Annotated in this window: 8 protein-coding genes, 1 rRNA gene and 1 pseudogene; 6 read left to right on the top strand and 4 right to left on the bottom strand. The window is 45.6% G+C overall.

All coding sequences use genetic code 11. The features are described 5' to 3' along the window. Positions 1-115: 115 nt before the first annotated feature. Positions 116-228, top strand: a 5S ribosomal RNA gene (rrf, locus tag F453_RS0111170). 484 nt (positions 229-712) lie between these two features. Here the strand turns inward: rrf and nadC are convergent. From nadC to F453_RS0111150, 4 genes are all read right to left on the bottom strand, one after another. Then, the gene (nadC, locus tag F453_RS0111165) at positions 713-1,573 is read right to left on the bottom strand and encodes a carboxylating nicotinate-nucleotide diphosphorylase (RefSeq protein WP_018968090.1); all 861 of its coding nucleotides are present in this window, start codon (positions 1,571-1,573) and stop codon (positions 713-715) included. 19 nt (positions 1,574-1,592) lie between these two features. After that, positions 1,593-2,585 (bottom strand): quinolinate synthase NadA, encoded by a 993-nt coding sequence (nadA, locus tag F453_RS0111160; protein ID WP_018968089.1) that lies wholly within the window; start codon positions 2,583-2,585, stop codon positions 1,593-1,595. Positions 2,586-2,637: 52 nt separating this feature from the next. Next, a complete protein-coding gene (gene nadB, locus F453_RS0111155; RefSeq protein WP_018968088.1) occupies positions 2,638-4,242 on the bottom strand; it encodes an L-aspartate oxidase in 1,605 nt (534 codons plus the stop codon). A gap of 630 nt (positions 4,243-4,872) precedes the next feature. Then, a complete protein-coding gene (locus tag F453_RS0111150; protein WP_018968087.1) occupies positions 4,873-5,121 on the bottom strand; it encodes a DUF7675 family protein in 249 nt (82 codons plus the stop codon). Positions 5,122-5,519: 398 nt separating this feature from the next. Here F453_RS0111150 and F453_RS0111140 point away from each other — a divergent pair, with 398 nt between their 5' ends. From F453_RS0111140 to F453_RS16300, 5 genes and pseudogenes are all read left to right on the top strand, one after another. Beyond that, positions 5,520-6,221 (top strand): ABC transporter ATP-binding protein, encoded by a 702-nt coding sequence (locus F453_RS0111140; RefSeq protein WP_009237935.1) that lies wholly within the window; start codon positions 5,520-5,522, stop codon positions 6,219-6,221. A gap of 15 nt (positions 6,222-6,236) precedes the next feature. Beyond that, positions 6,237-7,943 (top strand): ABC transporter permease, encoded by a 1,707-nt coding sequence (locus F453_RS0111135; protein WP_234398525.1) that lies wholly within the window; start codon positions 6,237-6,239, stop codon positions 7,941-7,943. Positions 7,944-8,242: 299 nt separating this feature from the next. Next, positions 8,243-9,265 carry a branched-chain amino acid aminotransferase gene (locus tag F453_RS0111130; RefSeq protein WP_018968084.1) on the top strand — a complete coding sequence of 341 codons (1,023 nt, stop codon included), beginning with the start codon at positions 8,243-8,245 and terminating at the stop codon, positions 9,263-9,265. 181 nt (positions 9,266-9,446) lie between these two features. Beyond that, on the top strand, positions 9,447-10,217 hold the full coding sequence (trmB, locus tag F453_RS0111125) for a tRNA (guanosine(46)-N7)-methyltransferase TrmB (protein ID WP_018968083.1): 771 nt from the start codon (positions 9,447-9,449) through the stop codon (positions 10,215-10,217). Between the two features lie 370 nt (positions 10,218-10,587). Then, positions 10,588-10,779, top strand: a pseudogene (locus F453_RS16300) (hypothetical protein). Positions 10,780-11,175 lie beyond the last annotated feature (396 nt).

The following is an 11,175-nucleotide window of genomic DNA, read 5'->3' as shown; positions in this document are numbered from 1 at the left end:
TACCTCCCTCACCTCAGCCGTGTCGTCGGCCCTCCGCTTGGAGAGCCGCAGGACGCAAGTCCCGCGTGAGGCGTCACTTCTTCTTTCCCTTGCTTGTGCGATAGTCAACCCCCAATCAGGTGGTTATTGCGGCGGTGTCCCACCTCTTCCCATTCCGAACAGAGAAGTTAAGCCCGCCTGCGCCGATGGTACTGCAATGCAATGCGGGAGAGTAGGTGGCCGCCTTTTTTCATACGACAGCCCCGAGCGCGACGCTTCGCACTCGGGGCTTGTTCGTTTTGGGAGGGCGTGAGTTGGTGAGGTTATAAGTTTATCAGTTGCTCAGGTTATGAGTTCATTAGTTTATAAGCTTGTGGGGTTATAAGTTTATGGGTTGCTGAGATAATAAGTTCAATGAACTATAAAGATAAAGTCGGATGCTATTAAGAAAACCTTGATAGCATCCGACTTATTTGTTTCTAACGGGAGCATATAATCAGTCTTCATGAGAAGTTGTTAACGATACTGCAAAAGTATCTATGTCCAACCAAAATGACGACCAGAAGAAATCTTACCGCTCAAGATATAAGTTGAAACAAGTTTATTTACAGCCATTAATGTATTCTCACGCAAGAGGGAAGAGAATGTCTACATCTTGTTCTCGAATTAGGTCCCCCACTCGCAATAAGCTGGTCGTGTGCCATGTCAAAACGTTCGACATAAAGCCACTTGCTTATCCTACTGCAGCCTTAAAACTCATATCAAGTCCTTTAACACTATGCGTGAGTGCACCAAATGAAATGAAGTCTACACCTGCCTGTGCATAAGGGATCATTGTTTCGAATGTAATTCCACCACTCGATTCCGTCTCGCAACGACCACCAACCAGCTCAACCGCCTTACGTGTTGCCTCAGGTGTGAAGTTGTCAAACATAATGCGGTCGCATCCTTCGTGCAACGCCTCCTCCAGTTCCTCGAAGTTTCTTACCTCACATTCTATCTTGAGGTCTTCCTTGCCATGTTCCTTGCAATACTTCTTTGCCATAGATATGGCATTATGCACACCACCGCAGAAGTCGATGTGGTTGTCTTTCAGGAGAATCATATCAAAAAGCCCAATGCGATGATTCATCCCACCACCAATCTTCACCGCTTCCTTTTCTAGCATTCTCATGCCTGGCGTTGTTTTGCGTGTGTCGAGTACGCGGGTCTTTGTTCCAGCATCGATAAGCGCCTGTTGATATTTATGTGTCATGGTGGCTATGCCGCTCATGCGTTGCAAAATGTTGAGCATAAGACGTTCTGTTTGCAATAGGCTACGAACACTCCCTTTCACACTCATTGCAATATCCCCAGATTTCACATGCGCGCTATCTTCAATATATACATCTATCTGAAGTTCGGGGTCGAAGTGGTGGAAAACCCTTTCTGCAATCTTCACACCTGCTAGTATTCCTTCTTCTTTGATAAGCAATTTACTTTCACCCGTGGCGTCTGCTGGGATGCAGCAAAGTGTTGTGTGATCGCCGTCTCCGATATCCTCACTGAAAGCCAGTTCAATAAGCTTCTCGTTAAGTTCTTCTACTGATAACATGATTAATTCCTAATAAAATTTATAAGCCTAGTTGCTTAGATATTTCCAGCATTTTATGAATGGGTTTGATGGCCTTTCGTGCCAATTCGGGTTGCACCTCAATGGTAGGCCATTCGTATTTCAGACAATTATACAGCTTACTTAGCGTAATAAGTTTCATGTAGTTGCATTCGTTGCAAGCACAGGTGCTGTCGTCGGGTGGAGCAGGGATAAAAGTCTTCTGCGGAGCCGACTTCTTCATCTCGTTCAGGATGCCGCTTTCTGTTGCCACGATAAACTCTTGGGCTTCATCCACAATGCTATATTTCAGCAGGGCAGCCGTACTCCCCACCTTATCGGCGATGTTGATAACAGGACCTTTACATTCAGGATGAGCCAATATCTTGGCAGTGGGATGTTCTTTTTTCAATTGAAGTATCTTCTCGACCGAGAATTTCTCATGTACATGACAAGCTCCGTTCCACAGCACCATCTTACGGCCCGTAAGTCCGTTTATGTAATTCCCCAGATTCCAGTCGGGTCCGAATATGATGGGCGTGTCTTTCGGCAGAGCGTCTACTATCTGCTTTGCATTGCTACTCGTTACTACGACATCGGTTACAGCCTTCGTTCCTGCCGTCGTGTTGACATAACTTATCACCGTATGTCCAGGATGAGCCTTAACAAACTGCTCGAACTCATCGGCTGGACAGCTCTCTGCCAACGAACAAGAGGCATTTAAGTCGGGGATAAGTACCGTCTTTTCGGGGCAGAGTATCTTATTTGTTTCGCCCATGAAATGCACGCCGCACATAACGATGATGTCGGCATCTGTCGTTGCAGCCTTTTGTGCCAGTGCCAGACTATCTCCAACGAAGTCTGCCAACTCTTGGATTACGCCCTCCGTATAATAATGTGCCATGATAAGTGCATTCTTTTCTTGGCACATCCTGCGTATTTCTGCCTTGATGTCTGTCTTTTCAGGAATGGGCTCGTCTATGAAACCCTGTTCCAACCATTTCTTCTCTATCATTTTTATTTAGTGATGATACGATAAAACTCCTATGATGCTTTGCGTCTTACGGCTATCCCTGTTCTTGTTGTTTCTGGTCGTAGGCATGCTTTGGATAATCCACCGTGTAATGCAGTCCTCGACTTTCTTTCCGCTCAATGGCTTGCCTTGTTATCAAATAGCCCACGTTTATCATGTTACGCAACTCGCAGATATCCTTCGTTGCCGTAACTCGCTTAAAGAGCCTTTCCGTCTCTTCGTATAGCAAGTCTAGTCTGTCCCATGCCCGTTTCAGCCGCAGATCACTCCTAACGATACCTACATAGTTGCTCATTATTTCGCCCACTTCCCTCACGCTCTGTGTTATCAGCACATGCTCTTCGTTGGTCATGGTTCCTTCGTCATTCCATTCTGGAACATCCGTGTTAAAGCTATAACTGTCTACCATCTGAAGAGAATGTTCCGAAGCCGACTTGGCGTAGACCACCGCCTCAATCAACGAATTGCTGGCAAGGCGATTTCCCCCGTGCAAACCTGTGCACGAACATTCTCCAACAGCATAAAGTCTGCGGATAGAACTCTCTCCATTCAGGTCAACCTTAATGCCTCCGCATGCGTAATGGGCGCTAGGACAGACGGGTATGTATTCTTTCGTGATGTCAATGCCTATGCTCAGGCACTTCTTGTAGATGTGTGGAAAATGCCGTTTCGTTTCTTCAGCGTCTTTATGCGTTAGGTCGAGGCACACATGATCCAGTCCATGAATTTTCATCTCGTGGTCAATCGCTCGTGCAACGATATCCCTTGGGGCAAGCGAAAGCCGCTTGTCGTACTTCTGCATCAGCTCCTTCCCGTCAGGCAGTCTAAGTATAGCGCCATATCCACGCATCGCCTCGGTAATGAGAAATGCAGGATGTGTTTCCGACGGATTGTAGAGAACGGTGGGATGGAACTGTACAAACTCCATATCCTTTACGGTTGCCTTAGCCCGATAAGCCATTGCAATGCCGTCTCCTGTTGCAATCACGGGGTTGGAAGTCATGGAGTAGACCGCTCCTACGCCACCTGTCGCCATCAGTGTAACCTTGCTCAGGAACGTATCCACTTTCTGTGTTTCGGGGTTAAGAACGTATGCGCCATAGCATTCGATGTTTGGCGTCTTACGTGTAACCTCTATGCCCAAGTGGTGCTGCGTGATAATCTCTACGGCATAATGATTTTCTAGTACAACAATATTCTTGTTCTTTCTCACGGCCTCCATCAGTCCGCGTTGTATTTCAAATCCCGTATCGTCGGCATGGTGAAGAATACGGAAGTCACTGTGTCCGCCCTCGCGGTGTAAATCGTACTCTCCGTTTTTGTTCTTGTCGAAGTTTACGCCCCATCCAACAAGCGCCTTAATGGCCTCGGGCGCATTGCATATAACGTGTTTCACGGCTTCTGGGTCTGAAATATAATCGCCAGCAACCATCGTGTCGTTAATGTGCTTTTCAAAATTGTCTAATGCAAGGTTGGTTACGGCTGCCACTCCACCCTGTGCTTTGGCCGTGTTGGCTTCGTCTAGAGAGGTCTTGCATATAAGGGCAACTTTTCCCTTGCCGCTGTTGGCCACGCTCAACGCATAACTCATACCTGCGATACCGCCACCGATAACGAGGAAGTCGAACTTTTGTATCATAAATGTTTTATTCTGATAATATTCAAATAGACGATGCAAAGTTAATAAAAAGCTACAATATAAGTTAGGCGAGAGATATTTAATATAAGCCCTCTCTATTCATTCTTTTCCCGAAAAAGCGTGCAATTTTACGTAAATAGCGGTAAAAAAGTGGGTTGGGGAGTTGTGCGAAGTAACTAATATGATGTTTTTATGGTTTCGAAAAGGCTACTATATAATATATATACGCGCGCGCACGCGCGTGAATACGGCACGCCATAAAACGTTTTTCGGGATGCCAACCTTGGTTACACGTATCCCTATATCAAAGCTTTACAACGAATTTTCAATGCTTTCTTCCACCATTCTCTATGCTCATCAGGCGCGTTTAAGAGGCTTTTGCATTGGCCTTTTACGTGTAAGGATGTGTAACAGCATAGCGGGACTCCTGTTCCATGTCACATGGAACAATGTTACAGTTGAGTTGGAACAGCATTCCAGCTGACATGGAACAGGGTTACATCATAGCGATAACGTGGCGCTTGGTATGAAAGCATGTTGTAAGGACTTATTTCGTGCCCTTCGGCCGATGATGTTTTCGCTTGTCGTTAGCCTTTAATGGCTCTTAATTCCTTTTCGGTTGCTCTTCGTTTATCGTATTGCTGATACGTCATTTTTCTTTTCTTCAAACGTACTATCCCCGAAAAAGTCTGCCCAATACGGGTTTTCCTTGTCGAAGATGTCCTTTTGTTCTTTTGCCAAGTTGTGCGGATAGTCGGCGAACAAATTAAATATTTTCTTTTTGTCGAAAGTGAACAGGTGCTCGCCAACACATTCAACGTTGTCTACCCAATAGATTGTGTCGCTTTTGTTTGCCTTATAAAAGTGGTAATTTGTCATCTCCTATTATGTCTTTGTATCATGCAAAGGTACGTGTTTTGGGGTAAACAGGGATGAAAAGCACCATTGATTTGAACGTGAACAATACGAAAATAGAGTGGGGGCAAGTAAAGATTCGCCATGAGCCTTGTTGCATCAGGCGAACGATGGCAGACAGAATAAACAACCGCGCGCATGCAAAAGTGCGGCATTATTTTTATTGCCAAAATGTAAAAAATATCTACAATCATTTGGGATATTGGCCTTTTTTTGCGAAATTTGCCCTCGCTGGCGTGTTGCTCCACATCAAGACATACGCCCATCCAAATGGTATCGTGTAACGGCACGTGTTTGGTCAAGTGGGGGTGGGGCACTCTAAGGCGTACATGCAGTAAGTTTTAACATCATAAACATAACCCATGCTTGATATAGAAAACCTAACATTCGCGTATAAAAAGTCGGGAAAAAAGATATTTAACGACTTCTCCACCAGCTTTTCGCCTGGACATATCTACGGCTTACTTGGACCTAACGGGGCAGGAAAAACCACCTTGCTCTATCTCATGGCGGGCTTGTTGCGAGCCGATGAGGGAATGGTTACGTTCAACGAATGTGATGTGCGGTTGCGAAACCCCATCACCACCACCGATATCTTTATCGTTCCCGACGAGTACGAGCTGCCGCGCGTGTCGCTTTCAGAGTATATTCGCGTTAACAGCGTGTTTTATCCGCGCTTCTCTCACGATGATTTGCGTCGCTATCTCAGTGTTTTTGGCATGAACGAAGACACGCATCTGGGCAATCTCTCGTTGGGTCAAGGTAAGAAGGTGTTCATGAGTTTCGCCATGGCTACTCACACCCGCGTGCTGCTAATGGACGAACCTACCAATGGTTTAGACATCCCTGGAAAGGCGCAATTTAGGGAATTTATCACCGAAGGGCGCACTCCGGAAAGCATCTTTGTGATTTCTACGCATCAAGTGAAGGATATTGAGCAGGTGTTAGACCATATCGTGATGTTCGACCACAGCCAAATATTGGCCAATACCGACATGAAGAGCATCTTCCCCGATGGGCAGATAGATCTCGAGCGCTTTTTTAATGAACGTATCAACCAATAAAACGGCAAAATGACAATGAACAATACAAACGAGAAATTCAACTTCAAGCGCTTTTGGGCCTACCTTACTAAACTGCTGGTAGAACGCTGGCGCACCAATGCCATGCGCTTAGCCATACTCTTGGGCTGCATAGTGATGATCGAGTTTTGGGTGGCTTTTGCAACCTACGATGCAGATTCGTCTAGTACCGATAGGGCAGTGGAAATACTTTTCGTTGTTTTTGCCATCATCTTTTTTGTTTCTGGGGCTTTCTTCGCTACCGAAATGCTGAGCGGCGCACGGCGAAAGGCAGAACGGATAGGCGCATTAACTTTCCCCGTAACGCCTTTTGAGAACTGGCTTGCACGTTGGATAATTTGCATACCCCTTTATTTGGTATGCTTCTTGGCATGTTTATATCTGGTTGATGGGCTTCGTGTGCTGTTTTTCAGTGCTATCTTTCCGCAAATAGAGCTTAAGTTTATACCCATTTGGGGCGACTCGGATAGCACTTCGACCTTGGCGGTAAACACTTGGCTAACCTATTTCTGGTGTACGGCCGTTTACGCCTTGGGTGGTGTTTTCTTCGTAAAGCGTGCCATACTTAAAACCACGCTTTTCCTGTTTGTCCTTTATTGGTTTGGCGCTTCCTTAATGCTTCTCTTTGGTGCGCTTTTCTCATTCTCGGGTGGTTCTTTCTACGAATCGGTTTTAATTTGGTATGGTCGCCTTTCGGTGCCATTTATCTGGTGGCTGTCTTACAGGTGCTTTAAGGATATGGAAGTGGTAGACGAATTCTCTATCAAAGGCGCGAAGGCATGGGTGCTAGGTTATTTCATCTTTACTGTCTTGCTGGTAAACGTAGGTGCGGTGGCTCGCTTCTCGTCAGACAATGATTATACGGATTTCGTTACCGAGAAAAAGACCGTCTACTTGGACCGAACAACAGAGCAACGCATTGCTCCCGTGTCGGCAGTGGTATTCGAAAAGACAGAAGAATCACTATCGGAGTGTGAATATGGACTTACCTTGGCTGTGGAGGTAAACTTTGTTAGCGATGCTTCGCAGTGTTCTGTGATTTATCCTGAGCAGTTAATAAAAGTAAGGCAGAAAGGTAATACCTTGTATTACGCGATAAGCGACTCGCTAGAAAACCAGAGCATATCGAACATAGAACTTTTAAGTGGCCCTGATGGTAAAACAAATTCGAGCAGCGCTGCCGAAAAAGGCGAGATATCATACCTTATTAAAGGAGCCGATGGCAAGGAACGTACAGCCATAGACAAGAACTTTACCGACGATAATAAGGTGCGAATAATAGTGAATACCTTGCCCGGAACGTTGCTTGTTAAACAAAGCGGCAGACAAAAAACACTGTTGGGTGAAGCCAATATGCGAAGTGTGAAGGTGGTAGGTGGTAGGAACTTGACACTCAATTCACAGATAAGGATAGACAGTTTGTCGGTAAGTGACGTGACGGCTCTGAATATCGGTGCAGCACATATTAATAAAATGCTGGTCGAACTTATTTGCAGCGATGAAGACGAAGATTATAAACGAACCCGATTTGAAGCAGATGATAAGGGATTGGTTAACCTCGTGGTGATAAAAGGTTGGGGATGTATGGAAGGTTTGTCTGACGTGCGCTACAAACGCGTTGAAATATTGCCCACAGAAGGAAAGGATGTGAGCATAGAATTGAGTGCCATAAAGCGCAAAATGGTGATACAAGGCGACGAATAATGCCGTTTGTGGTGTGTTGGCATACCGCTGGCACACTGCCTAAAGGTGGCTTTTATGTCCTTACCTAGCACGATGTTATGGGTAAAGATGCTTGTATAGGTCTGCATTCTGCGTATGCTTGGCGAAGGCTCTTTAGGCCTGTGGTATGTCCATTCGTTAGAAAAACCGCGACAAACGGTTGCGGGGGTGAGGCTAATTGATTACCTTTGTACTACACGAAACGACAAAAGCTATGACCCTTGCAACGCTTTTTGCCGTGAAACGGCAACGTGTGGGGGCGGCAAAAACAAATTTACAACATGAAGAATTTAGATTGGGCAGGTTTGAATTTTGGTTATATACCAACCGATTACAACGTGCGCTGTTATTACCGCGATGGAAAATGGGGCGAAATAGAGACCTGCTCTGACGAGTATTTAAAGCTACACATGGCTGCAACATGCTTGCACTATGGGCAAGAAGCATTCGAAGGATTGAAGGCTTACCGCTGTCCCGATGGCAAAGTGCGCGTGTTTCGCATGGGCGAGAATGCTGCTCGCCTGCAAGAAACCTGTAAGGGCATCATGATGCCTACGGTACCCGTCAGCCTTTTCGAAGAAATGGTAACTAAGGTGATACGCCTTAACCAAGAATATATTCCCACCTACGAGAGCAAGGCTGCGTTATATATTCGCCCTTTGCTCATTGGCACTAGCGCCCAAGTGGGCGTTAAGCCAGCCGAAGAATACCTGTTTCTCATCTTCGTAACACCCGTAGGGCCTTACTTCAAAGGTGGATTTTCAACCAATCCCTACGTTATCATGCGTAATTTTGACCGCTCGGCACCTCTTGGAACAGGTATGTACAAGGTTGGTGGCAACTATGCCGCTTCGCTACGGGCCAACGCTTTGGCCCACGAAAAAGGCTATGCCAGCGAGTTTTACCTTGATGCGAAAGAGAAAAAGTATGTTGACGAATGTGGAGCAGCCAACTTCTTCGCCATCAAAGGCAATACATACGTTACGCCAAAATCTACTTCCATCTTGCCCAGTATCACCAACGATAGCTTGATGCAGCTGGCTCGCGACTTGGGAATGGAGGTTGAACGGAGACCTATTCCCGAAGAAGAGTTGGTCACCTTCGAAGAGGCAGGAGCGTGCGGAACGGCTGCCGTGATTAGTCCTATTTCTTATCTCGACGATATGGAGACAGGTCAGCGCTACACATTTAGTGCCGATGGCAAACCTGGACCTGTGTCTACGCGTCTCTATAACCTGTTGCGCAACATACAATATGGCATCGAAGAAGACAAGCACGGGTGGACAACGGTGGTGATTGAGTAGTGGTCGAGATGGTTAGATAGTAGAAAGGAAGGTCATAAGAGAATTACTATAAAGCAGAATCGTTCAGTAATGGGGATTTTTTTGAATGTGCTTAGAGATGCATTCGTTTTATAACGGGTCGTTTAAAATGATTCCATAGCAACGCTTAATCCCTTAACAACCCTCATCCTTACCCCATAAAATGAGCAAAGGAAAACTAGAAAAGTTCGCCGAGATGGAAACGTTTAGCAACGTTTTCCAATTTCCTTATTCCGTAATAGATAGCACGCCTTTTGCCATGCGTGGGCAATGGCGCCGCGATTACTTCCATAACGACAACCCCATTGTGCTTGAATTGGGTTGTGGAAAGGGCGAATACACCGTTGAATTGGCCAAACTCTATCCCGAAACCAACTTTATTGGGGTGGATATAAAGGGCGCACGCATGTGGAAAGGTGCAAAAATGGCCTTGCAGCAGGGTCTTAAGAATGTGGCTTTCTTGCGTACTAACATCGAGATTATCGATCGCTTCTTCGCCCCCGACGAGGTTCAGGAACTATGGCTCACGTTTAGCGACCCGCAGATGAAGAATGTGCACAAGCGACTTACAAGCACATTCTTTCTCGAACGTTATCGTCGCTTCTTACAAAACAATGGCGTGGTGCACCTCAAAACCGATTCAAACTTCCTCTTTACCTATACCACCCACGTGGTTTCGGCCAACAAGCTCAACCAGTTGTTTCGTACCGAGGACCTCTATAATACGCCCGGCATCGACGAGCAAACAGCTAAGATTCTGGCTATACAAACCTATTACGAAAGTATGTGGATAGAACGGGGACTCAATATTAGGTATATGAAGTTCGAATTACCTCACGAATGCACCCTCGTTGAACCTGATGTGGAGATCCCTCTCGATGAATATCGCAGCTATCATCGCAATAAGCGAAGTTCGCTCGATACTAGAAAATGATGTAAAGGGCCTCACTGCAGGCACGCTATAAAATGGAATGGGCGTGAAAGTAGCCTCACCCCCAGCCCCTCTCCAAAGGGAGAGGGGAGTGATATGCTTTGCTGGGGTATCGCATTTTGGCATTATCCACGCTTCTCAAAGTTTATTTTCTACCGACATTTAAAGTGCATAGCGCCAACACTTAGTTGCGCAAGTTCAGGATAAAATACAATCGTTATGTCAACTACCGCGTAGCGCTAGTTGATGAGATAACTATTCGTTTACCAGTCCAGTCTAGTTTAAAAGGCATGGTATCTTATCCCGAACTCACCCATTAACCAATCCCTCGTTCGCATTTCCATAGTTACGGAAATGCGCCTTATAAGCCCCGATAATGCATTATTACATTAACCGCCGTGCTAAACATGTTTTGGACGGCTGTTCCATGTTATCTGGAATGCTGTTCCAGTTGAATTGGAACCCTGTTCCAACTTAGCTGGAACAGGAGTCCAACTTAACTGGAACAAGACGGGAACTGAAAATACTCACTACAAGGGCTTATATAGTGGGGGATGAAAGATGATGTTTGAGGGTAGGAAGGGTGAATTGGCAACGGTGATGAGTAGTGGAATGGGCTACCTAAATTGTGTCAAGTTAGTATCAAACGTTACGTGAACTTGGGATAAGATACGATGCTTTCGTGAGCAAGATTAGATGAGAAACGAATAGCCATCTCATCAACTAGCGCTACGCGGTAGTTGACATAACGATTGTGTTTTATCCTGAACTCGCGTATAGTTGTTTTTAGCGCCCTTCTCTGTATTCTTTATGCCCCTTTTTACGAGTTGTTTTGGAGTCTCAAACAACTCTAATACTTTATGTTTATCCTCAGAAAAGTGTAGCATTGTTGTGTTCTTATCCTCGAAAAAATGTGCTTTTCCATTGTTTTTATCCTCAGAAAAGTGTGGTTGTGTTGCGG

Source organism: Hoylesella loescheii DSM 19665 = JCM 12249 = ATCC 15930 (genome assembly GCF_000378085.1).
Classification (GTDB): Bacteria; Bacteroidota; Bacteroidia; order Bacteroidales; family Bacteroidaceae; genus Prevotella; species Prevotella loescheii.
The sequence above is the reverse complement of the archived record's forward strand: the minus strand, read 5'-3'. Positions and strand labels throughout refer to the sequence as shown.

Bases quoted from the DNA above. Each gene is read 5' to 3' on its own strand.
- nadC (WP_018968090.1), bottom strand. From the start codon at position 1,573: ATGTTATCAGTAGAAGAACTTAACGAGAAGCTTATTGAACTGGCTTTC.
- nadA (WP_018968089.1), bottom strand. From the start codon at position 2,585: ATGATAGAGAAGAAATGGTTGGAACAGGGTTTCATAGACGAGCCCATT.
- nadB (WP_018968088.1), bottom strand. From the start codon at position 4,242: ATGATACAAAAGTTCGACTTCCTCGTTATCGGTGGCGGTATCGCAGGT.
- F453_RS0111150 (WP_018968087.1), bottom strand. From the start codon at position 5,121: ATGACAAATTACCACTTTTATAAGGCAAACAAAAGCGACACAATCTAT.
- F453_RS0111140 (WP_009237935.1), top strand. From the start codon at position 5,520: ATGCTTGATATAGAAAACCTAACATTCGCGTATAAAAAGTCGGGAAAA.
- F453_RS0111135 (WP_234398525.1), top strand. From the start codon at position 6,237: ATGAACAATACAAACGAGAAATTCAACTTCAAGCGCTTTTGGGCCTAC.
- F453_RS0111130 (WP_018968084.1), top strand. From the start codon at position 8,243: ATGAAGAATTTAGATTGGGCAGGTTTGAATTTTGGTTATATACCAACC.
- trmB (WP_018968083.1), top strand. From the start codon at position 9,447: ATGAGCAAAGGAAAACTAGAAAAGTTCGCCGAGATGGAAACGTTTAGC.